Origin of the sequence: Paenibacillus sp. CFBP13512, assembly GCF_005233705.1 — a bacterium.
Classification (GTDB): Bacteria; Bacillota; Bacilli; order Paenibacillales; family Paenibacillaceae; genus Saccharibacillus; species Saccharibacillus nuruki.
The window spans coordinates 81,528-106,476 of the sequence record NZ_QGAD01000002.1; the positions used below are offsets into that span (position 1 = coordinate 81,528).

Annotated in this window: 18 protein-coding genes; 4 read left to right on the forward strand and 14 right to left on the reverse strand. The window is 35.0% G+C overall.

What is annotated here, in order from left to right; genetic code table 11:
* Positions 1–72: 72 nt before the first annotated feature.
* On the reverse strand, positions 73–1,695 hold the full coding sequence (locus PaeCFBP13512_RS02790; protein WP_137220989.1) for a TolC family protein: 1,623 nt from the start codon (positions 1,693–1,695) through the stop codon (positions 73–75).
* A gap of 711 nt (positions 1,696–2,406) precedes the next feature.
* Here PaeCFBP13512_RS02790 and PaeCFBP13512_RS02795 point away from each other — a divergent pair.
* The 3 genes from PaeCFBP13512_RS02795 (at position 2,407) to PaeCFBP13512_RS02805 (ending at position 8,007) form a co-directional block, all read left to right on the forward strand.
* Positions 2,407–3,885: an efflux RND transporter periplasmic adaptor subunit gene (locus PaeCFBP13512_RS02795; protein WP_069327854.1), complete on the forward strand. Its 1,479-nt coding sequence runs from the start codon at positions 2,407–2,409 to the stop codon at positions 3,883–3,885.
* On the forward strand, positions 3,882–7,007 hold the full coding sequence (locus PaeCFBP13512_RS02800; protein ID WP_069327853.1) for an efflux RND transporter permease subunit: 3,126 nt from the start codon (positions 3,882–3,884) through the stop codon (positions 7,005–7,007). Before PaeCFBP13512_RS02795 ends, PaeCFBP13512_RS02800 begins: the two co-directional genes overlap by 4 nt.
* A 112-nt stretch (positions 7,008–7,119) precedes the next feature.
* On the forward strand, positions 7,120–8,007 hold the full coding sequence (locus PaeCFBP13512_RS02805; protein WP_069327852.1) for a TetR/AcrR family transcriptional regulator: 888 nt from the start codon (positions 7,120–7,122) through the stop codon (positions 8,005–8,007).
* A 112-nt stretch (positions 8,008–8,119) separates the two neighbouring features.
* Here the strand turns inward: PaeCFBP13512_RS02805 and PaeCFBP13512_RS02810 are convergent, their stop codons facing one another.
* The 6 genes from PaeCFBP13512_RS02810 to PaeCFBP13512_RS02835 all read right to left on the reverse strand — a co-directional run bounded on the left by PaeCFBP13512_RS02810 (position 8,120) and on the right by PaeCFBP13512_RS02835 (position 15,471).
* Positions 8,120–8,509 carry a DivIVA domain-containing protein gene (locus PaeCFBP13512_RS02810; protein ID WP_069327851.1) on the reverse strand — a complete coding sequence of 130 codons (390 nt, stop codon included), beginning with the start codon at positions 8,507–8,509 and terminating at the stop codon, positions 8,120–8,122.
* Between the two features lie 153 nt (positions 8,510–8,662).
* The gene (locus PaeCFBP13512_RS02815) at positions 8,663–10,237 is read right to left on the reverse strand and encodes an ABC transporter substrate-binding protein (RefSeq protein WP_137220991.1); all 1,575 of its coding nucleotides are present in this window, start codon (positions 10,235–10,237) and stop codon (positions 8,663–8,665) included.
* Positions 10,238–10,258: 21 nt separating this feature from the next.
* Entirely contained in the window at positions 10,259–11,164 is a 906-nt protein-coding gene (locus PaeCFBP13512_RS02820; RefSeq protein WP_069327849.1) for a carbohydrate ABC transporter permease, read from the reverse strand.
* Positions 11,165–11,180: 16 nt separating this feature from the next.
* Positions 11,181–12,089: an ABC transporter permease gene (locus PaeCFBP13512_RS02825; protein WP_069327848.1), complete on the reverse strand. Its 909-nt coding sequence runs from the start codon at positions 12,087–12,089 to the stop codon at positions 11,181–11,183.
* Positions 12,090–13,336: 1,247 nt separating this feature from the next.
* Complete coding sequence (locus PaeCFBP13512_RS02830) at positions 13,337–14,308, reverse strand: hypothetical protein (protein WP_137220993.1); 972 nt, start codon at positions 14,306–14,308, stop codon at positions 13,337–13,339.
* A gap of 143 nt (positions 14,309–14,451) precedes the next feature.
* On the reverse strand, positions 14,452–15,471 hold the full coding sequence (locus PaeCFBP13512_RS02835; protein WP_137220995.1) for a S66 family peptidase: 1,020 nt from the start codon (positions 15,469–15,471) through the stop codon (positions 14,452–14,454).
* A gap of 183 nt (positions 15,472–15,654) precedes the next feature.
* Between PaeCFBP13512_RS02835 and PaeCFBP13512_RS02840 the strand changes: the two genes are divergently transcribed.
* Complete coding sequence (locus PaeCFBP13512_RS02840) at positions 15,655–16,689, forward strand: hypothetical protein (RefSeq protein WP_137220997.1); 1,035 nt, start codon at positions 15,655–15,657, stop codon at positions 16,687–16,689.
* 18 nt (positions 16,690–16,707) lie between these two features.
* Here the strand turns inward: PaeCFBP13512_RS02840 and PaeCFBP13512_RS02845 are convergent, their stop codons facing one another.
* The 7 genes from PaeCFBP13512_RS02845 to PaeCFBP13512_RS02875 form a co-directional block, all read right to left on the reverse strand.
* The gene (locus PaeCFBP13512_RS02845; protein WP_137220999.1) at positions 16,708–18,447 is read right to left on the reverse strand and encodes an ABC transporter ATP-binding protein; all 1,740 of its coding nucleotides are present in this window, start codon (positions 18,445–18,447) and stop codon (positions 16,708–16,710) included.
* A 48-nt stretch (positions 18,448–18,495) separates the two neighbouring features.
* Complete coding sequence (locus PaeCFBP13512_RS02850; protein ID WP_137221001.1) at positions 18,496–20,268, reverse strand: ABC transporter ATP-binding protein; 1,773 nt, start codon at positions 20,266–20,268, stop codon at positions 18,496–18,498.
* Positions 20,269–20,290: 22 nt separating this feature from the next.
* Complete coding sequence (locus PaeCFBP13512_RS02855) at positions 20,291–21,490, reverse strand: acyl-CoA dehydrogenase family protein (protein ID WP_137221003.1); 1,200 nt, start codon at positions 21,488–21,490, stop codon at positions 20,291–20,293.
* 62 nt (positions 21,491–21,552) lie between these two features.
* The gene (locus tag PaeCFBP13512_RS02860; protein ID WP_137221005.1) at positions 21,553–22,686 is read right to left on the reverse strand and encodes a nucleotidyltransferase domain-containing protein; all 1,134 of its coding nucleotides are present in this window, start codon (positions 22,684–22,686) and stop codon (positions 21,553–21,555) included.
* A 28-nt stretch (positions 22,687–22,714) separates the two neighbouring features.
* Positions 22,715–23,548 carry a class I SAM-dependent methyltransferase gene (locus PaeCFBP13512_RS02865; protein ID WP_161594194.1) on the reverse strand — a complete coding sequence of 278 codons (834 nt, stop codon included), beginning with the start codon at positions 23,546–23,548 and terminating at the stop codon, positions 22,715–22,717.
* Position 23,549: 1 nt separating this feature from the next.
* Positions 23,550–24,047, reverse strand: coding sequence for an NUDIX hydrolase (locus tag PaeCFBP13512_RS02870; protein WP_137221009.1), 498 nt, complete (start codon positions 24,045–24,047; stop codon positions 23,550–23,552).
* 1 nt (position 24,048) lies between these two features.
* Entirely contained in the window at positions 24,049–24,936 is an 888-nt protein-coding gene (locus PaeCFBP13512_RS02875; RefSeq protein ID WP_137221010.1) for a hypothetical protein, read from the reverse strand.
* Between the last annotated feature and the right edge of the window lie 13 nt (positions 24,937–24,949).

Below are 24,949 nucleotides of genomic sequence, written 5' to 3' on the forward strand. Positions count from 1 at the left end.
ATTGAATAAGCAAAAAAGAAAAAGCCTATCCTGTACTAAAAGGATAGGCTTTTATTTGAAAACAATACTGATTTAGCCTGCACTAGCAGCAGATGAGCCACCGGAAGCACCAGCAGCGGCAGAACTAGAAGAAGCTGCAATATATCCATTTTCCATTGCTTGTACTTTAGCTTGTTGTACATAGAATTGCAATTTAGCCAAGTCTTGTTTCACTTGATCGACATGCACTTGATATTGGAATTTATCAAAATCATATTTTGTTACGACACCAGCATTGTAACGAATCTGCATATTGGTATTATCCAATGTTACATCACTTACTGTACGTTGTGCTGTTACAACACTTTTGTATGCTGTATCTGCATCTGTGTAACTGGATTCGATAGATTTAGCCAAATCTATTTTGCCTTGAGATAATTGTTGTCTAGCAATTTCAGTATTTGCTTTGGTTGCTTGCTCATCAAAGCTATTAGCTGCATTTTTATCTTGATTATCTTCTTCCCATTGAGCTTGAACGATGCCATTAGCAAGCGTCTGTACTTGGTATGAAGAAGATAGGATCGCATCTACATTTTTCTTAGCAACTGGTTCTACAGTTACATCGATATCTGTTAATTGAATATTTGGATTATATTCAATACCTAGATCGAAAGAAATAGTGATTAATGCTTTTTGGTATGCATCTTCAAGATTCGTTAAGTTATCTTTTTCAGCTAACAAAGCACGATTAGCTTTATCGATATCTTCTTGTGTACCTGATCCTAGAGATTGTAATGTCTGAGCACGTTGTACATCACGAGTCAATACATCGATATAATCTTTAGACAATTGGACTTGTTTTTGACTTGCCAATAACTGTACATATTGACCTGTCATTCCAAGTTTGATGCCTTCTTTAGCTTCATTAATTTGAAGTTCAGTATTTTCTTTTTGGGTATCCAAATTATTGATATTTTTCTCTAATGTTTTACGAGAAGTTTCAAGTTGTGTGTTTTGAGCTGCTGCACTTTTGTTTAGTCCATCCGAAATTTTACCTACAGCATTTTGAAGTTCTTTCAATTGTTGCTCATAAGCATCACTTGGATCCGGTTTGGATGGTTCAGGAGCCGGTGTTCCAGGATCTGCGGGATCAGCAGGATCAGTTGCAGCTGCACCAGCAGATCCAGATCCGCTGTTGTCAGTTGTTGGTGCTGGAGTAGGTTCATCTGCTTGAGCACTAACGGTGTTCGCTGCTTTTAATGCAGGACTTACCGTAGTAACAGAACCACTTTGTGGATCGTCACCATTTACACCTGAATCTGTACCACTGTTATTATCAGATGGAACATGCAATACAGGAGATCCGTTACCTGCTTGAATATTAAAACTGTTGTTCAAATCAACAAGGTTCACACCTAGGCTCGCATTTTGTTGATCCAACACTTTATATTTTAATTGAAGAAGTGCTAGATTGTATGAATCATTTAATGCTAAATTAATAACTGTATTTAGATCCAAAGTATCAAGCTTTTTCAATTCGCCTGCTCCAGAGATCGTTAATTGTGATGCTGGTGTTGCTGTTGTATCTGTCACTACTGGAGTTGGGATTGCATCTGCAGCGTGCGCCATTGTTAATGGTTGTGATGCAACAAGCACCATAGCCAGAAGAGAAGCGCCGACGATTCCTTTTTTCATATCCAAATTACCTCTTTTCATATATTCAAAACCATAATTCCAATCTCAAATGAATGCCTCTGCCAAAAACATTTAGTATAGCTAATAAAATTAATTTAGCATTACTAACAAAATAAATCAACTACAATTCAATAAATCATTTATAATTATAAATAAGTTCTGTTGAAAAAAATCACTTTCTTACTTATATAAATGTTCCAATACCCTACTTCTATATTATATACCTTAAATGACATATACGTAATCCTTGTTTAAACATTATTTTGAAATAAAATTATTAAATAATAGTGTGTTTGGCTAAGTCCACTCTAACAATATGACCACTACACCTACTAAAATAAACGCAGCAATAGAAAGATGTATTTTTTCCTTCATCATCGCAGGCTTCGTATCTATATAATGAAGTTTGTGATTAGGTCTATTATTCTTCCTCTGATCTGGATCGTAAGGATCTGTCGTTTTCACAGTGTCTCACCTACTCTTCCATATATTGTATATCTTATGATACTACAATCTTACCATCCGTCACACAATATTCACAATATGATTCCAATTAAAATAAGCATCCACTCTCCGATTTAATTTATCCATTTCAAATCTACATCCAGAGGTTGAGGTCTCTTCAAATTTAGTTTGATACAATTGACAAGCATCGTATAAACAATCTATAATTCAGCCATGAACTATAGAGTATAAATTAAACTGGTGAGTTCAGAGGAGGATACTGTAACTATGAAAAAAAGCTGGCCAACGGCCTTTACAGCGATTCTGTTAGCTGTTAGTTTGACAGCATGTTCGACAGAGAAAGCTGCAGTGGAGCCGGCAAGTAGTAGCGTCGAAGTCACAGCCGTCAAAGAAGTAACATTAGATGCGGTCTATGACTTATCAGGCACACTACAAGCATATGATGAGACCCCTGTTTCTTTTAAAATCGGTGGAACAGTCACTTCAGTGAATGCCGATATTGGAGATCAGGTTACAAAAGGGAAAAGTTTAGCCCAATTAGATAGCGCAGATTTACAACTTGACCTCGACAATGCGAACCAAAGTGTTGCTGCAGCCCAAGCTTCCCTCAGCAATGCGCAAGCTTCTCTTACCAGCGCGCAAGCTTCCCTCAGTAATGCGCAAGCCGCCAAACAAGCTGCTCAAGCAGGTATCGCATCCGCTGATGCACAGATTCAAAGTGCTAAAGTACGTGAACAAGGCGTAGCTGCTGGAGCACGTACACAAGAAAGAGCACAATCGCAAAATGCTGTAAATAAAGCACAAACGGCTTATAACCAGGCCAAAACAGCAGCAGATCGTGCCAAAACATTATTTCAAAATGGTCTACTAACTCAGCAAGAAAATGAGCAAGCGCAAACGACTCTTGCAACTGCACAAGACAGTCTTAACGATGCGAAAGAACAACTTTCTCTTCTATTAGAAGGAGCAAGTGCTTCCGATCGTGCAGCAGCGGCTTCTACAGTAAAAGAAGCAGAAGTAGGTCGTCAAAGTGCTGTAGCTAGTGTAGAACAAGCCAATTCAGGTATTGAACAAGCCAATGCGGGTATCGAACAAGCCAATGCGGGTATCAGTCAAGCTCAAGCTAGTTATGAGCAAGCTGTTATCGCTAAAGAAACCGCTCAATTGAACTTATCAAGAGTAGGACTTGCCGCTCCAGTATCTGGTGTCGTTTTAGAAAAAACGATTTCTAACGGACAAACGGTTACTGCTGGAACAGCTATGTTTACTCTAGGTGAGATTAACAAACTTAAAGTGTTGCTTCCTATCGCAGATAGTGAAATCAGTAAGTGGAAAGTTGGACAACAAGTTAGCTTGAACCTTTATGATGAGACGCGTACAGGTAGAGTAACGAAGCTATATCCTGCAACCAATGAAAATACAGGTTCTATTAATGCAGAAGTTACCATTGATAACCCTAAACTCGATTGGAAACCAGGTCAGGTTGTCAAAGCTTCACGTCAAGCTGCTTCATTAAAAGGAATCGCAATTCCTGTAGAAGCAGTGGTCAGTACAGGATCTGAACCTTATGTATTCAAAAATGTAAATGGTAAAGCCGTTCAAACCCCTATTGAAATTGGTAATCTATACGATAATCGTTATCAGATTACTAAAGGCTTAAAAGTAGGCGATCAGGTGGTGACTCAAGGAGCGGACCGTTTATTTAATGGAGATGCCCTTACAGTAAGTGAGGCGACCGCTAAATGATCAAATATATCGTCAAAAAGCGTAAAATTACGCTTGTCTTCTTTATCATGCTTATTCTGTTCGGTATCGTAAGTGCATTGCAGTTGCCTAAACAATTAATGCCCGATATCGTTATCAAAACAGCAACAGTAACGACAACTTATCCGGGTGCAACTCCAGAATTAATGGAGCAGACGGTTACCAAAGTATTAGAACAAAAAATTAAAGAAGTCACTAATCTCGATACCATTTCTTCTACTTCAAGTAATGGTGTATCCAGCATTATTATTCAAGCATTACCAGCGGCAGATGCAAAAGATACATGGAGTGAATTGCGTCGTAAAGTACAGGATGCTGAAGGTGAACTTCCTGCTGATGCAAACACGCCTATTGTCAATGACAACTTAACACAAACCTTTGTCCAATCTTTTGCTTTATATGGCAAAACAAAAGAAGATATCTATGCTTTAAGTGATCTTATGAACACATGGCGTGACCAACTTCGTTCTGTACCGGGTATCACCGATGTAGCGATCAAAGGTATTCCCGATCAACAAGTACGAGTTGATGCAGATATGGCGAAGTTAAAACAGTATAATATTTCGTGGGAATCGGTTATGCAAGCGATCCAGTCTGAAAATAACCGTGTACCTACAGGTGATATTGCATACGAATCACGTACTTATCAATTAACTGTAGACGAATCTCATAATGTAGATTCCCTCAAAAACATTGTTGTTTTTCAAACCGAAGCCGGTGTTCCTGTCTATGTTAAAGACATCGCAAATGTACAATTGATTACTGATAAAGAAACATACTTAGGATATTACAACGGTGTACCTGCAATTTCGCTTGATATTAGTAGTGAAACAGGTTCTGATGTACCTACCATGCATGAGCGTGTAGCAGAAAAAATGACTTCACTTGAAAAAACATTGCCTGCTAATATCAAACTTACTTCCTTGTTTGCTCAAAAAACAGAAGTAGATCGTATCTTTAATGATTTGATTCGTGAAATGTTAATTGCTATTTTGGCTGTTATTATCATTTGTATGTTGGGATTGAACTGGTTAACCGCTTCTTTTGTAGCTTTGGCTATTCCAGTCTCGATTGCACTAGGTCTTATCCTTCTACCTACACTTGGAATATCACTGAATCAGATCACGATTGTAGGACTTATTATTGTACTGGGGATTCTGGTCGATGATGCGGTTGTTGTTAATGATAATATTGAACGGCGATTAACCGTACTCAAAGAAAATCCGACAGATGCAGCAGTTAATGGTACCAAAGAAGTATCCATCTCTATCGTTACAGCTACATTAGCAACGATTGCAGCTTTTGCTCCATTGATGCTACTTGAAGGCGATATGGGATCATTTATTCGTCCGATTCCAACCATTATCTCGTTATGTATGTTAGCTTCAATGATTATGGCATTAACGATCATTCCTATTTTCCGTGAATGGTATGAAGAGCGTCGTAATGAACAAGGTAAAACACATGGCACAGAAAAACCTGCTGGACTATTAGGTAAACAAATCCAATCGTTAACTAATGGCTATGCTAAAAAATTAATGCCTAAAGTGCTAAAACGTCCATTAATTGTGGCTTTAACAGGGCTTATTGTGAGTACACTTGCTTACGGGTTAGCTGCTTTTACACCTGTCGAGCTATTCCCAAGTTCATCTGATCCTCAGTTAACGATCAATGTATCGTTGCCTACAGGTACTTCTTTACAGAAAACAGATGAAGTCGTAAAAGGTGTTGCTAAATGGGTCAAAAAACAGCCAGGTGTTGAAAATATAGCTTATGCTTCTGGCGGCGGTGCACCTCAGTTGTTTACCAATCTTAGTCTAGGTGGCGGTGGTGTCACAACCGGACAGATTCTAGTCACCGGTGAAGAACATAAGCTCGATGTAGCTACAGCGTCAGAACAGTGGTCTGATCAACTTAAAAAAGATTATCCAGGCATCAGTATCTCTGTAAAAGCTACAGATTTGGGTGTCTCTGTAGGTAAAGCAGTATCGATCCGTATTCTAGGTGATGATCTAGAAGAAATTCGTAGCCTAACCGATAAAGTGAAACTTGCGATTGCTGATACACCAGGAACATACGGTATCACTGATAGTATTGGTGTAGAAAATTATGCTTTGAACTTTGTCGTAAACAAACAAGCTATGGATCAATACAAAGTGAGTTATGAAAACTTAACACGTACGCTTTTGATGATGGGTAGCGGTATTAGTGTAGGTGACTTTGATAACGGTGAAGATCTAATCGATATCAAGCTTTATATGAAAGATTCTACCAACGCTAGTCCAACAGCACTATTCCAACAAGTCAGTATTACCAACTCTGCTGGAACTCAGATTCCATTATCACAAGTGGTTGAAATGAAACCATCATTTGCGATTCAACAAATCGATCGTTACAACTTAACACGAGTGAATACGATTGAGGCAGATGCAAATGGACGTACAGCTACAGAAGTTATGCAGGAATTAGAACCTAAAATACAACAAATTAATTTCCCTGAAGGATACACATGGGATGTCGGTGGAGCAACGTCCAGTCAAACAGATACCTTTACTGATTTAGGTCAATTGTTTGTAGTCGTTATCTTCCTGATCATTATCTTAATTATGATTCAGTTCTATTCGCTTTCAATTCCAATGATTATTATGACAACTGTATATCTAGCAGCCGCGGGCGGTATATTAGGATTATTTATCACTCGTACGCCGATTGGATTTATGTCAGTCATGGGGATTATTGCTCTTGCCGGAATTGTTGTACGGAATGGTATCGTATTGATCGAGTTTATAGAAGATGCAAGGCATGAAGGTATGGAGCTGACCGATGCTATTATATCTGCTGCATCTGCTCGTTTCCGCCCGATTCTTTTAACATCTTTGACAGCGATTGTCGGTATGATTCCTATCGCTACTGTCGGTGAATTACTATTCCGACCACTGGGAGTTACGATTATTTTCGGTCTGGTCTTCTCGACAATTTTGACACTGTTTGTAGTTCCTTCTTTATATATGGTTGTAGCTAGACGCAAATTAAAAAAAGCAGCTCGTAAAGAAGAACGCAAACAACAACGTCGTGAAAAACTGAATTTAAGCAAAAAAATGTAATTTTATTATTCTAGATACATGAATCTGTACTGAATAAGAACAGGCTTCTTTTCAAAGAGCCTGTTCTTATTTTATAATGACGTGATGATATAGCGGTAAAGGAGACGTGCACTTGAAAAACAAAGAACATGAAATTATTGAAGTAGCACTTCAACTTTTTTCCGAAAAAGGATATACTTCTACTTCTGTAGATGAGATTGCTAAAGAAAGCGGAATAGCGAAAGCTTCTTTTTACAAATTTTTTCAAAGTAAAGAAGATGTTCTTGTCGCTACTGTTGTAATGCATGGACACAAAATCGATGATGCCATCTGCAAAATGTATTCCGATACTCATCTACCACCTGAACAAAAAATAGCTGAATTTGTGCGCATTTACTTACAGAACTCTTTGGATACCAAATTCCATTCGATGATGATTTCGATGCATGATAAAAGTCTATTTCACAGCGAGAAGTTAATCGAAGCGTTTCTTATCGTAGAATACAAATTAAGCAAATGGACTACCGATTGTCTGGTGGATATTTATGGTGAGCAAGTAGAGCCTTTTGCTTATGATGTGATCTTTATGATTAGAGGAATGATGATGCAATACCTGATTCTGCCTATGATGGGACTCAAGCCGAATACAACAGATGAAGAATTTGCTGCTCTACTGGCTAACACTGTCGATCTATGGATTAAGGGTATGATGGAATACAACTATGTACCGATCTGGGATTGGAAACAGCTCAAAGTAGATCCTGAACATATCAAAGATAGCCCTATTTTCAAAGGGATTATGATTCATGATGCTTTGCTAGATCTCAAGCGATTATTGCATCACCTCCAAGTCTCTGATGAGCAAAAAGAAGAGTATCGTCAGGTTCTGCAAGAGCTAGAACAAGAAATATTGAGCGATGTAAAACGTAAAGGGATGCTTAAAGCGATGTTTTCTTTTCTATCTCAAGAACCCACTCTGGTTGAAAAATGTCATCTGTTACAATCAGTGCTGGATATCTAATCCTATTGATACCAAAAAGCTGCTTTCTGTTATGATCACAGGAAGCAGCTTTTTTTATTGCTCATTTCAAATATATCTCTACATGGATTAATGTATCCATATCACTTTAAGATTAGATCATTTTTTTATTGTCGCTATCACGCAAGCGAACTTTAAGTTGATCAATTGTACGTTCTAGTGTTCCAATCGCATCTGTTACAATACTGCGATCTACCGAATCCTCGACTTCTTTCATCCGTGCAGAAGCGCGCTCACTTTCATACGTCTGGCGACGTTGAAGTTCATTATATTTATCAAGCAAGTCTGTAATGACTTTGTAAAAACGCTCATAATCTAAAATAACATCATCTAGAAAAAAATCGACTTCTTCTTGAGAGTAGCCTCGCATTTTGGTTCCAAAATCTTTTTCATGAATGGTAAGGGCATCGAACTTAATCCCCAACTGCTTAAATAAACGTTTTTGGTCTTCTAACTTACGCTGATAATTCTCATCTACAGCCATGATGATCCCCCTATTCCCGTAAGAACTTATACTCACATACAGTTCTTTTTTATAAATGTACCATAAACACAGCATAGGGGAAAACAATCTGTTCAAAGATATTTCGCTTAGATATGCTTGTTTGTCCGAATGAGTAGAAAGAAAGTCGCTCAATCATTGAATAGAAGAAGCTGAAGATTGTGCGGCTTTCCACAGATCCAATTGCTTTTGCTCTTCAGCAATCAACGTTTCTACTCCAGCGATCTGTAATTTTTGCAAAAAAACAGGGAATACTTTCTCTGGATCAACCGTACCATTAATCAGTGGACGATAGTATTCTGCTAATACATTATTGATAGCAGCTACCTCTGTAGATACCGGGGCAATATTCATATTGAAGCCCAGTGCTGGCGCTGGAATATTACCGCTGTTAAATGCTTCATACTGCTCATACGTATCTTGAGGATACGATTTATCAAAATACGAGATAAAGATATTTCCCCACATCCAGCCATATCCATAATCATACTTTGGATTCAGCGGATCCATACCCGGTGCAGGTTCGATATGTTTATCATCTACTTTGATATAATGAACCCCTTCGATTCCATGCTTGAGCAGATTAGCCAGATAAGGATCAGTATATAACAATTCTAAAAACATCATTGCACGTTCAGGTTGCTTGGAAGAACGAGGAATTGCAAAAGCCCCACTTTGCACATCACCTGTCTCAATAACCCCCTGCCCGATATTAACATAATCCAGATCGTATCCCAGTTGACTGCTACGCTCATACACATAATTAGGTGCATAGGATAGTGCTCCTGCAAATATCTTACCTGTTTTCCAATCCCCTTCGGCTTCATACATCGGGTCTTTAGGCAAATATCCTGCTTGATTCCAGCGATACATCGTCTCTACAAAATGCTTAAATTCAGGTGTGGCATATTGATTGAACACTTGATGATCATCACGCTTAAACGCAGGCGATTCTCCAATATTGATCGCACCTGGCAAATACCAATCACCTGAAATATGATTCATTGGAATCGACCGATATAACATTTCCGGTGTATCCAGTGGTCTTAGTTGAGGTTCATGCTGATGCACAATCTGTAAAAGGGGTTCTAAATCTTCCCATGTCTGAATACGATCTATCTTGAGATGATATTTATCTACAATGTCTTTACGCATTAGCACACCGTATTGATGTCCAATTTCTTTGTTAAGCGGTACAGCGTAGGTCTGATTATACACAAGCATGCCTTTCCACAAAATAGCTGGAATCGACTTCTGCATCCCCACTCCATACTGCTTTAGCAAATGATCTAATGGTAAAAAGGCTCCTCTAGACACATTGGCTAAATAATTATTGGTCCACGAGCTAGTAAATACCAGATCTGCTGGTTGACCGGAGGCTAGAATCGCTGGTATTTTCGCTTCAAATTCGGTTGGATTCAGTGTAATAATACGAATAGTTGCATTGATTTTGCGCTTAAGGTATTTATTGACTTCGTCCATGACTTTATCTTGATCTGGCATAGGATTCGCATAATTGTAAAATACCAACTCCGCAGGTGGAAGATTACTTTGCGTCGTCTCTTGCCCTGTCTGTGAAGATTGTGAAGTGGCTGAATATAAGGTCACATCTTTCTGATCTTGTTGCCGACAACCTGCCCCAATACACAACAATACAGATACCACCAGAAGCAAAAGCATTCGGTGATACCTGTATCTGGAATGGTTCATCCTATTCCTCCTTACCTTGTGTTAACCTTTGATACCACCAATTGTTAATCCTTTTACAAAATACTTTTGGAAAAATGGATATGCGCAAAGAATCGGTGTTAATACGATAACTAAGATAGCCATACGTGCGCCTTCGGCTGGAATCTGCGCCATTAACATATTGTTAGTCGCTGAAGTCGCATTACTGGTTACAAAGTCGATATTAGACTGCAATTTCATTAACATATATTGTAGACTGACTAATTTGGGATTGGTAATATACAACTGTCCAAGGAACCAATCGTTCCAATAGGTAACCAGTGTAAATAATCCAACAGTAGCGAGTCCTGGCTTGGACAACGGAATCACAATACGAGCAAAGATATACCACTCGCCTGCTCCATCAATCCGTGCGGCTTCTAGAATCGCTGTTTCAATAGATTGCTGCATAAACGTTCTCAAAATAATAACATTAAAAGCACTCAGTGAATACGGTAAAATCAAAATCCAGAATGAGTCTGCTAAATGAAGAACATTCGTATTTACAATATAAGAAGGCACCAATCCACCGTTAAATAACATTGTGAAAAATAAGAAAAATGCCATCACATTACGATAACGAAAATCACGTCTCGATAATACATACGAGAATAACGCAGTCACTAACAGACTGAATAACGTTCCTATCGCTGTAACGCCAATCGTCACATAAGCCGATTGCAGAATCTGATCTCCATTGCGGAACACATAACGATACGCATCCAAGCTCCATTCGGAAGGTAAAAACTGATAGCCTTTAGCAGACAAGCTCGCTTCACTGGTAAATGAGATCGCATAAACCAGAATAATTGGAATAATACAGACCACACACAGTACAATCAAAATCAGGTTAAATACAAGATTCCAACTTTTTGGAAGCTGATTGAATTTACTAGATGTTTGCTCCATCGAAATTCCCCCTTTTCTAGAACAGCGCGCTGTCTTTGTCCATTTTTTTCACAATCCAGTTGGTGATGATGACAAGCACGAACCCGACAAAAGACTGATATAAGCCTGCTGCTGCGGTCATACCATAGTTCCCCATCGAAGTTAGACCATTGTAGACATACGTATCAATAACCTGTGTAACAGGGTACAGAGCGCCTGAGTTGTAGGTCACTTGATAGAACAATCCAAAGTCAGCATAAAAGATTTTGCCGATACTGAGAATAGTCATAATAATAATGATTGGCTTGAGACAAGGAATCGTGATAAAGCGAATTTGTTGCCATTTACTAGCGCCATCAATCGTAGCGGCTTCATAATACTCTGGTGAAATACCTGTAATCGAAGCGAGGTAGATAATACTGCTATACCCTACACTTTTCCAGAAAAAGACAAAGATCAAAATGTATGGCCAATAGGTCGTTTCAGAATAGAAATTAATCGGATGCATTCCCATAAACGTTAGTGCTTGATTGATAATCCCTTTGTCTGCACTAAGGAAAGCATAAAAAATCAAAGCAACAATCGTCCATGATAAAAAGTAAGGCATAATCAATATGGTCTGATAGGTTTTGGATAGAAATCGGTTACGAATCTCATCCAGCACAATAGCAAGGGCAACTGCGAGAATCAGTCCGAAAATAATAAACACGAAGTTGTATAATAATGTGTTACGTGTAATCAGCCATGCATCGCCTTTGAATAAATACTCAAAGTTTTTGAATCCGATCCAGGGACTACCTAGAATACCATCGTAGAAATTATAATTTTTGAAAGCAAGGATGACTCCGAACATCGGCAAGTAGTTGAACAAGACCAGTAAGATTAGTGCAGGTAACGCCATCAAAAAAAGAACTTTATTTTTACGTAATTCGTACAAAAAGGTCATGATTGAAGTCCCCTTTCTCTCCGGTATCTCTCTTGTTTGCTTATTCTTTAATTATGGGCAAGAGAAGGAAAGGAAACTACGCTAAGTTCTTTAGGTTATGTGTACTTTTTTTAGGTAAGCGTTCTCAAAATAGAGTTATGGGATTGAAGGCGACTTCATTGTGTTAGTTTTAGTTACATACTTGTTGAGAAAGAAATGTGAGATGGTTTGAAGTACCGCTTTGATCAAGGATTACCCTATCGATCGCTGGTAAGACTTGGATATCTTGATTTGACCGCTTGGCAGTCGATATCCAAATCTTACAGGCGAACGCTTCGCTTCTATCGGTTAATTCCTTGATCTACGCTCTGTGCTGGGGGTATATTTGAAGGAAAGATACATTAAGAACTGTTACAGGAAATTAAGGATAATAAATAGTATCAGAATAAACATAGTATGTTTAAAAGTTGATATCAGAGTAGTTTAGCCTATACCTATAATCAAAAAAAGTCGAATGCTACACCTTTATGTATACCGTTCGACTTTTTTGATTATTTTGTGCTATCGATAAAGCTTTTCAAATCATCTGCCATGACTTTGGATTGAGTGTAATGCAGATAATGAGTACCGTCTAAAGCAACAACTTTACCATGTAGTGAATTTTTGATTTGTTCTTCATGTTGTGGTATCTAGTCTTTGATCTCTGGATCGTTTTTGACGTTTGCCTTTGTGCTGGAGATACTGAAGATTTCTTCGATTTAATAGGTCTGTATAAAGTAGTTGTAGAGCGTTTAAAAGTGACCGTAGAAAGCCCTTGGCTTTACAAATGTACTGAATTTGCTTGGATAAATACGTCTTTTCAAGGTAAACCCGATCTCATGGGACAGTCGCGGATTTCACTTTCAATGCAGCTTCGAAATTCACTTTTTTTGGGGAGGATAAGCATTTTGAGTCTCCTCAGCCTTATAGCCTTGAATGGTTGCATTGCTTTTGGGTCCCTAGCTTCCAACTCTAGCCAACCGTTCTAACGCTTAGTTCATGGTTCAGCTCCCTTGTTCTTTGTCTGCTTAGAAGTTCTAGTTTGCTATATTAAATTATGACAAAATGAGCATGATTTATGGCGGATTCTTCTTGTATTCAGTTCGAGGTGTTGTACTTCATTGTGCAATATATCTTTAATAAAGCTAAATTAATTATCAGGAAGGATAATGAATAATTTCTCACACAATAGTAGACTTATAAAATTTATTTTGAATAGTATTCTTTTATTAAGATATTATCCTAATCATTTCTTCTAATATTTTCTTTTCCTCACGTAGCCCCTCTATAATATGTTTTCTAATTCTCAGTAAAAAGAAATAATCGATTTTTTTATTATACTTTAAAACCATATTTTTAATTATTTCGAATTTTTTCACTATATCTTTATAACATTCTAAAACTGACTCAAGCTTTGATTGTTCTTCAGAAATTAAGAATTCGATACGATTTAACATTAATTTTTTATGTTCATAAAATAAACAAAAAGCTCTTTGATCTAATAAATTTGTTTTATTATTTATAGTATTATCTATTGAAAATAGTATTGCTTCTTGTCCAAATATTGTTTTTTCTTTAAAAGAGACATCAATGGTGATAGTAGAGTTCAGATAATTTTTAAGGGATAGTATAATTTGATGAATATTTACAGCATATTCTGTTTCTTCTTTTTGACTTAATAAATGAACATTGAGAAAAAATTGGTTATCAGAACTTATTGCATTATACCCTTTTAAGATTTCATCAAATGTACACTCAATGTGCACATATTTCCCATCAGATAAATTATCAGCTACTAGAAATTTTCGATTTTCAGAATCAAATCCATAAATGAAGATTTCGTGCCAATAGGAATGTTTTAAATATACTTTTGAAGATGATATAAAATATCTATCTACATACATATATACATAATTATGCGATTTCAGAGAATCAATTATAAAATCCGTTATAGATTCCCATTTACTTTCTATAAAAAAACGAGGAATAATGTAATGATTCAACCAAGGACAATTATCTATTAGCAAATGATGATTATCAAAAAAAAATGTATTCCAATCATAAACATAACGAATCTGTATGAAATTATTATAAAACCAAGGTAAGGAATTTTTGTTATAAGAAACAACAGATGAAATACTACCATATATATTATAAGTATCGAGAAGCGTTTCTTGCACAGGTAATTTAATGATTGTCATAAGATTATCTCTCCATAAAATTTTCATCAAAATTCAACTAATTTATCTTTTATTATTAAGGATTATTATACTGTCTCAGCACAAATGAATATGCGAGAAATAGAATGTTAAAGAGCCATAAGAATACATACAAGACAAGTTATTTATGGCTTAAATAGTTGGGTCACATTAGCTAATCCATCTATAATTTCTACTAGAGCTTCTGCTCCATTAATAAAAGTCATCTGAGGAGGAACATGTCCACAATCAATATCATAAATTAATGGTACATCAATTTCTTGTGAGAGCTCCCTATACACATCTAAAACTGTGTAATTATCTTGAGAGTTAGTCATTTGACTTCGTCCAAATAATAAACCTTTACAGTTTTCAAACCAACCTGCTAATCTCATTTGGATAAGAGAACGACGAAGATCTGTTACACTTAATTCAGAGTTCTCAAAATACCATATGAGCGGCTCGTTATTAAGAAATTCACGTTGAAAAGTTTGTACATCGCCAAATTCTGTACCAATTAAATGACGGATAACATCTATACAACCACCAAGTAGACGTCCCTTTATACGAACATTATTCAATTTAGAAACCATTTTCCAGCTTGTTTTTTCAGTTAAGTGAAACACATAAGGTGAAGGGTAATCATGATTCCATTCTTTTTGAAATAATTCAGATGATGATTGCTTAGTAAATTTATGTATTTCTGTTTTTAATAATTTTTCCCACATTAGCGTTGTACTATCGGTATATTTTCCTCTTATATCTACCAAATTAGTACTATGTGCTGTTGCTATACCAGTTTTCAAAGTGACAGCTAATAACAATAAACTTATATCTGAATATCCCATTATCCATTTGACTTCAATTTTATCGTATTCAATTTTTTCTATAATTTCTATTAATAATTCCCCACCCCATGGAGGTAGAATTAGACCTATTTTGTCATCTTGCAATAAGTAATTTAATTCTTCAACTCTTTTTTGAGCAGATGCAGACTTCGCTTTATTTTGAGTCCATATGGTCTCTCCATAATAAATTTTGTATCCTTTATCTTTCAATCGTTCAGTAGCTTGCTCAATTAAATAATGAAGAGGCTTACTTACTCCTGATGATGGCGCTGTAATCCCTATAGTTGTTCCAGAATATAAATATGGATATCGGATCATTCATTATTTCTCCTCTACTCTAAGAATATAAAGATTACGTAACTCAAAATAAAAATCCCAAAATTTTATTTTTCTAAAATTTGCAATTACAAAAATACCGTTTTAAAATTAGATAAAAAAGATCGATACAGTAAATTTAGTAATTAAAGTTCAGACAGATTATTACAACAAGGAGACTTAATAATGAAAACGTTATCTATTTGTGAACCATTGATCTCAAATTATCCTCAACACGCATTTTATCTTTCAATTATTTCTGATAATAAAGATTGTCATCCGTGGATTTTTTCCAATTATACTAATCTGTTCTTATCCGATTGGAAGAATGATGAGGTGTTTTTAGACTTTTACGTACAAACGCCTGAGCATCATTTTAATCCTTGGTTCAAAGATTCTCAGCGAATACACCGCGATCTTATTATAGGTTCTATCCCAAATATAGTATCCTTTATCAAAAATCAGATTGATTTGGGCTATTACGTATGGACACATGTTGATGAATATTTTATTCCTGCAACACCTTCTTATCAAACAAGACGCTTTGCGCATGCAATTTTAATTTATGGCTATGACGATATTAATGAGAAGTTTCAAGTGGCAGGTTTTTTTAAGTTACGTAGCTACTCTCATACAACAATTTCCTATGAGAATTTAAAAACAGCATTTGAAAATTGTATCATTTATGATGATTATCTTAACTATACACACTTGTTAAAGATCAACCCAGAATATCATAATGGAAGTATATATCAATTTGATATTACATACTTTACAGAATGTATAAATAATTACTATACCTCATTTAATGAAACAAAGAATTTTAAAAGCTTTTACACACCGAAACTATATTCAGATCGGACTTTTGGTATTGATATTTATAATAAATTAATAGCATATTTAGAGTTAATGATTGTAAAAAAACGAACGATTGATAGACGTGTATTGTTTACACTCAAAGAACACAAGAAATTTATGAATAAAAAAATTAACTATATTGAGCATGAAGGTCACTATCAATTTCCAACATTATTTAAAGACAACTATGTTCAAATCGAACAAGAGACAACTATCGCACTAAATCAATTTTTAAAATACAGCATAACTCATGTCGAAGAGAATATCACTAAATTAATTGAAAGGTTAAGCTCTATATATGATCTAGAAAAAGAATCTTTAGAACTATTAATAACAAAATTTAACAAACAAGGGATATTATGAAGAAAAACTATCAAAAAATTATTTCGATTTATTTTTTTTCGTATTTGAGAAAGGTATTGCATCCGCGTCTTCTTTATTTATCTCTTGGTGACTAACCATTTTTTGATATAGTCCTTTTATGTTTACCAGTTGATCATGGTTTCCCTGTTCAATAATCTGTCCATCTTGTAAGACCAAAATTAGATCTGCATTTTTAATAGTAGATAAACGATGTGCGATAATGATAGTAGTTTTCCCACTACGATAACTGTCAATTTCCCGTTGGATTTTCTTTTCTGTGTTCATATCAAGTGCAGAAGTGGCTTCGTCTAAAATTAAAATTTCTTTGTTTTGGATTAGAGCTCTCGCAATAGCAAGACGTTGGCGTTGGCCTCCGGATAAGGTTATACCGCGCTCACCAATGACTGTATTGTATTTGTCTGGTAGACTCATAATGTATTCATCTATTTGTGCTACTTTGCATGCTGTTTTTATTAAATTGTCTTCTTTATGTTTGTCTAAACCCATTAATAAATTATTGTGAATAGTATCCGGGAAAAAATATGGGTCTTGAAATACAATGCTTATATACTGATTCCACTCTTCTCGCTTAATTTGTTGGAGCGGTTGATTATTTACTATTATATTGCCTGATTCAGGATTAAAATATCGAATTAACAGTAATGAAATACTTGATTTACCAGAACCACTAGGACCTACAATAGCAATTTTTCGGCCAAGCGAGATTTCAAAACTTAATTTTTTTAAGATTAACTCTCCCCCTTTTTGGTAACCAAAATCAATGTTTTTAAAAGAAATACTTTTTAATGGAAGGGGGACAGGATCTTTTCCTTCATAATTTTCCTCACCATTCATTACGTTACTTAATCTCTCCAAACTAGCACTACTTGTAAACCAATCCATAAAAGTATTAAATAAATCTTGAAGACATTGAATGAACTGAAAACCCAATTGAAATATGACAACGAACATTCCAATTGATAACTTTCCTTGCAAAACCAAAAATCCTCCATATCCAATAATAAGTACTCGGACTCCCCAGTTTAAGGGTTCAGTAGTAATCATTTTGAGATTTACAAGCTTACCTTCATCCATTACTTTTTTATAATATATTCCATAAAGACTATCGTATCTTTTCTTTTCCCACTCTAACCTATGGTAAGCAAGTACCTCTCTTGTAGAGGATATACCTTGTTCAATATGAACAAGCACTTTAGATTTTGTATATTGAACTTCACTAGCTGCTTTTTTGAGTTTAAGAGAAAAAACCTTTCCTAAACTAACATACACGACCCCTAAAACAAAACAGATAAGCAGCATGATCGGACTTGCCAGGCCAATCATTGCTGCCACTAATATTGTAGTAAAAATTTGTTGAATACCTTTAGGAAGTTGATTACCCATCATAAAAGCAACTTTGTCTAAGTCTTGAGTTAAATAATGTACGTACGTAGCTGTTCGTTCTTTTTGAAGAAGTTCTACTGGAATTTTATATAAATATTTCATGAAATCGTTTGCAATACATTCTTGGATTGCTGCCTGATTTTTATGCATGAAATGCGGCCCAAAAGTAAATAATAAGGCATAAAGAAAAAAGGCAACTACAAAAAGACATACGATAAGCGGGATCTTTTCATATTGACCTTGTATTAAAATATCATCAATTAAATATTGCTGAATTTTAATAATTCCTAGAAATGATAAAGATTCTAATATCATTAAAATAACAGAGGAAATAAGTAGAGTTGGACGTAACATAAAATATTTTTTGAGAAATGTATTATTATGCTTCACTTTATTATTCTCCTATTTTCCTAAACTTAGATGATAGTATGCGCCTTGTTGCTTCATCAGTTCTTTATGATTTCCCATCTCGCAGATCTGTCCATGCTCAAGTACAACAATTAAGTTATAATTTGTAATAGTAGATAAGCGATGAGCTATTGTAATAGTTGTTTTACCAATTAGTAATCGTTCTATTGCTTTTTGTACTTCTTGTTCACTGTTTGTATCTAGAGCAGAAGTAGCTTCATCAAGTAAAATAATAGAAGGTTTTTTAATAAACATTCGAGCAATAGATATGCGTTGCTTTTGTCCGCCTGATAAATTTATGCCTCTTTCTCCTAGCAATGTGTCATATCCCTGAGGTTGAGCACATATAAATTCATGAGCATATGCTGCTTTTGCTGCTGCTATAACATCTTCTTCTGTTGCCTCTGGATTACCAAAAAGAATATTATTTCGAATAGTATCTCCAAATAGATAAGTTTCTTGAGAAACATAGCCTATACTCTCACGTAGTTTTTTCAATGAAAGATTCTTGATGGGTATACCATCCAAGTAAATATTTCCCTGTTGAGGATCGTAAAAACGAAGTAAAAGAAGGAGTAACGTTGATTTCCCATGTCCACTTGGTCCAACGATAGCTACCTTTTCTCCTGATTGAATCTTTAAATTAAAATTTGATAATACTTCGGGTCCATTCTCATAACTATATGTGACCTGATTAAATTCAATGTTTCCAAGTATTTCTCGCAATGAGGTTGGATCACTTAGTTCACTTATTTGAGGCTTAATCTTTATAAAAGAGTGGATTTTTTGTGCTTGATGCATTAAAACTCTTTGTTCAGTAATAACAGTGATAACTAAAGTGAGAGTCTGCATAACTTGAAAATAGTATAGTAAATATGCGGACATTTCTCCTACACTCATAGCCTGTTCTTTTACCAAATAGATACCGTACAAAATAACCGCTACTCCACCAATATAGTATGATAATCGGCGTACTGTACCTCTCCAATAAGCTAACCATAACATATCTACTCTTCCATCTAAAAAGCAACGTAAACGTTCTTTAAATCTGTTCCAATCCCATACCTCAGCGTCGTGTGCTCTTAATTCTGCTAAAGCAGATATACTTTCGTATGCTTTTTGATTATAAGATATTCGTTGTTCTGTATTTTTTTTAGCTAAAATACTAGCTTTTTTTTCAATCCTAGGTCCTACTAAATAATAAAGGAAAAGGCATGGGATAATTATTAAAGTTAGAGGTACGCTAATCATGCACATAATAACGATAGAAATAATAGAAACTATAATATTTTGAATAGTATGTGGAAGTAAAAAGCGATAAAAATCTTGCAAAAGGCTTACTTCTGTATTCATGAAAGACAGACTCTCACCTACTGGACGTTGTTGAAAATAGGAAAAGCCTAATTTTCTCATGTGTTTAAAAATATCATATTGTAAATCTCTTGCTGCCTTTTCTTGAAGTGATCTTTGTAGCATATTTTGCCATGCCATTAAACCAAACATTAAAAACATGCTAGAAATCAAGAATATAATAAGCCAACGAAATTTTATAATATTGGCTGATGGAACAATTATGTCGATAAAATACTGAACACCCTTAGGAATTGAAACTTGAATGAGCGTGATTAAGATACCACAAGAAACTAAAATCCAAAATACGCCATAGTACTTTTCTACATATGACAATACCCATCGATAGGTCTGATATAGTGAATTTCCAGAAAAAAAATTTGACTTCATTCTTCTCTTTATCATGAAATTTTTCATCTCACCTTCAGAGTTTATGCTTTTACGGCAACAAGTGATTATCAATCAAACTCATTTTTCCATTAACTAACAAAAGCCGATCATTGTGATACATTAAACTCGCAGAACGAATATCTCGAAATACGCGTTCCAAAGGTACCATATCATTATTCACAAAGCCGTAGGTTAGTCCCGCAACTTCCATCATACTGTTGGTTGCATTAAAAAGGTTTTCTGATGCTAATACTTTAAGATTATTAATATGAATATTGAATCTAGGTTCTTCAAGTAACTTAATTGTCTCTTGATTATCACTAGAAATTTCATAACGCTTAATCATTTCATTTAGATAAATACTAACAGTATCCAATTGCAATCGAATTCTAGCGATTTTCTCATACAGAGAGTCTGATTTCAGATTATAGCGAGCTCGATTTTGAGGATCACGAATCACTTGTATTAATCCTTCAAATACTCCTTTAGCTGCTCCAAGCCAACAAGAAGACCAGAGAATGTGTCCGATGGGTATCATAGCTTTTACAGCTAAATGTTTGAATTGTTCTGATGCACCCATAATTTGTTCTTTTTTAATTGTACCTTCAATCTCCATACCTACACTTCCGGTGCTTCTCATACCCATTGCTTTCCATTCTGAAACATAGTTCAACTTTAGTTGGTTTCTTTCAGCAAAAATAAGTTTCACTTCATTAGTTGAACTTTCTATTGATTCTTTCATAGTAATTAAAAACCAGTCAGCGTATTCTCCTCCAGTCACAATTGGTGCATTGCGATCAATAAATATATCATCACCATCAGAGAGTAAAGGACTATGAGAAGATAATAAATGTCCGCCTTTTTCCTTTTCAGTCGTAACAGATGCGATTAATGGTTGTTCTTCTTTTAATCTTGATAAGAGCTTGAATACAAATTCATTCTTTTCTTGTTGTAGTAATACTTCTACTTGCTGAATGTGCATAGCCCAAATCATTGCGGTAGACAAGCATCCACTTGCCATAATCTCAGCTATCGAGGATAGAACTTTTAGATTAGGCTGATTTTGGTCAGTATAATAGTTAGGTAACGATATAGACATTAATCCTGAAGACTTTAGATCAGCTAAATTCTCTACTGGGAAAGTTCCATTCTGATCTTGTACGTTAGCCCTTTTTGCGAACTCTCTAGTTATTTTCTTAACCTCAGCTATTATATTGGGAATGGTAGATTGCTCATACGAATAATCCATATAAAATTCCTTTCTGCTTCTTATGATTAATGTCTCTAGACTTCGTTATCCAATTTTAAGCATCAAACAGTTAGATTAATTTTAGCTGGACGATTCATATCAAATAATCTTTCTAAAAACGTTGACTCCCATTTTATTGCAATCTCATCACTATTATAACAGTAAACATTATTAACAAATTCCTGATCTTCGATATTTAACTTTTCTAAAAACTCATTTGGAATGGCTGTATCATATAAGATATCAATATGATACAAAGCATAGAATACTTCCTTTTTAAAATTCATACTCTCAGCATTTTTTAAAAGTTCATTCCAATTTATGTCTACTTTAGGACTATTCAAAAATCTATATATATCCATAAATTTATAAAGTAATATATCTTTGTATGCTAAAACATCCATTTCGCTTGTTGCTTCTCTGGATAAATGAATAAGCATAAACAACAATAAATCTTCCCATTTCAATGTACGCACTTGTTGCCCAGATACATCAACAAGTTGGCTTCTATCAAGCATATGTTGTACAGCAGTATCTGTTCTTCGATTAGTCATTAAATCAAGCGAAAATTGTAAATCTAAAGAATGATATTCTAAAAAAGGACTATTTTCTATATATTTGATCAATGGTATCACCTCGTGCGATACCATTGATCTAATCATAATTTCTCGACGAGATAAAGGAATAATGGAATTAGACTTATAATCAATCATTCCTTGTATATAGTCCATTTTTTTTATGATATTCACTGCTTCATCAATTTGACTTGTATGAATCAATATATCATTATCTTTAAAGTCCCTACTTCCTATATCGCCATATACAATTTCAGAAAGAACTATGCCTTTAAGTAAAGCATATTTAATACCATGTTTATCGAATTCTCGACAAATCTCTAAAGTAAGTTCACACTGTTTTTCGCCACGTATTTTTTGCATAGAATATACTTGTTTTACAGAACTAATGAATTTCCCGTAAATCCCTTTCTCAGTTCCTTTTAATAAGTAGTGTTGTTTTATGTTATTCCATGCCGTACCGATTACTCCATGATTGTGGAGCATTCCAAATACTCTACTCCAATCCATATGTGTAACCATCAATTGGCGAAAATCTTCAATTTCCTCTTCTTTTAGAAAAGGCTTCGAACATAAGAAAACAAATCTTTCTTCAATATTTTGAATAAAGTACCTGTTCACAAAGGACTACTCCTTTCATTTAAAGAGATTACTTTTGACCTACAATAAAAATATTGTTCCCGCGTGATACTAATTCTTCTACATCAAGATATAAAGATTCCAGATCTAAAATTTGTTTAAATACTTGCGAATCCGATAAAACCTCACTTAAAGTCTGAGTATTACCTTCAATTTGTGTTTCCAAAAAACCAGGATAAATAAATGCCGGAAAACCTTTTAAACTCGTTACATTTAAACCACAATCTTTGTAATACTCCTGAAGTTGCTGGGGAGTGAACATATAAATATCGGGCATTTCTAAAGTAAATCTTCCTTTACCATTTGTTAGCTTTTGTGCCTCTTCTATTCTGCCTAAAGAAATATTAAAGTAGAGAGCATGATACAAATTAGGGGTAAATGATACTAAATATCCGTTTGGTTTAAGTAATTTTGTTACTTCTTTTAGTACTTTAAGTGGTTCTTCTACAAATCCCAACACATTATGAAAATTAAAACAAACATCTATTGATTCTACTTGCACATCTTTTATATTATGAAGATCGCCTTGTTGAATCGTCCATCTGCTCTCAAGCATGTTAGATTCCCTCTTATGAAGTGCTTGTTCTAACATATCTTTTGATAAATCGTACGTGTATCCCTTGCTATTAGGGTATTCCTGAAGAATTTTAAGTGACCAACGTCCTGTTCCTCCTCCAGCATCAAAAAAAGTAAAGTTAGCAGGCAACTTATCTAATATTTCTTTTTTAAAAGCTTTCCAGAGAAGTTGATCCGAAAGTTGCCAGTATACCTGCTCTTCTACCAAATCATACTTGTTAGCTTTATCCTTAAAATATTCAATAGTGTTATGTGTTGTTTTATTCATATCATATACCTCTTTTCGATTCATTTTTGTATTTAGATTCAAGATATAAGCGAATTCCAGCTATATCAACCCAACTAAAAGACTCTAAATTATTTTCAACTAATTTGCTTAGTTCACTAATAGTTATCCAACGCCCATCTTTGGCTTGATCACCTGATTTTAGTGCTACTCCCTCTGCTGTGCAGCGAAAGTAAACTCCCATTGAATCAATCGGACCTTCTGTGGTCTGGTAAACGGCAAATGGCTGAATTATTTCTACTACTCCTGTATCTGTTCTCACTTTTAAATAATCTTTTTCTCCTTCAATCTGTGTCAATTTAAGCCCCGACTCTTCTTTTATTTCTCTTATTAAGCCATCGATCATTGATTCATATTCTTCAAGCTGCCCTCCAGGTAATTCCCATACTTTTGGTTGTCCTGGCTTATCACGTATCTGCAAATATAGTTGAGATTCTCCGTTAACGGCTTTTTCAATTATCGCTCTTACATTAACGTACATATTAATCTCCTCCAGATGAACATTCATTCATTACATCATGTAATTCTATTTGAAGATTAAAATGAAGCTGATATGCTTTATATTGCCTAGTTATTTTTCTTGTACAACTTAACAAGCGTTTCGCTATATCCCCACCCAAGTCACCACTAGTGAATGAGAAAATATGTGAGAGATACTGTGTCTCAAAAATTCTTTCTTGAAAAGATTTCACAAAATCACTCATTTTAGCCAGTGTAACTCTGTTCACATTATGTTTATTAAGTAGAACAAAAGAATCTACTTTCCAGCTTCCTTGCTTACCTAGTAAACCAGATCTAGATATATAGGGGCTGGAATAAACTTCTAATTCATTTCCGTTAAATTTCAATAATGCTGTATCATCTGTAATGACGATATATCCTGATTCTATTGCTTTCTGAGCAATAGTAGATTTTCCAGCTCCACTCGGTCCTAAAAAAATTATAGCTTTTCCATTTTCTCCAACTACGCATACCGCATGAAGTAAAAATGCATCCATCTCTATTAATTTTGGAAACAAAGATATCCTTTGAGAAAACTCCCATGAGCGATCTTCATATTGATCATACCCAGACCGCTGTACAAAATGTAAGCTACTGTTCCAGTTATCATCCCATACGATATTATAATTAAATTGTAAATTGGAACGGATTTCTAAACGCTTATCACTCCAAGTTATTTGATCTTTATCTGAGTTATTGACTAAAAGACTTGTATTCCATTCTTGGATTGTACATTCATGATCAATTTTTTCTGGTTGATAATTTACAATTACATGAGAATACCATTTCTTGGTGCGTTCTTCTAATGAATGAAGTTGAATTGGAAAGTGCATCTTCACATAAAAAGGACCATATCGATAAATATACAAAGGACTCCTCCTT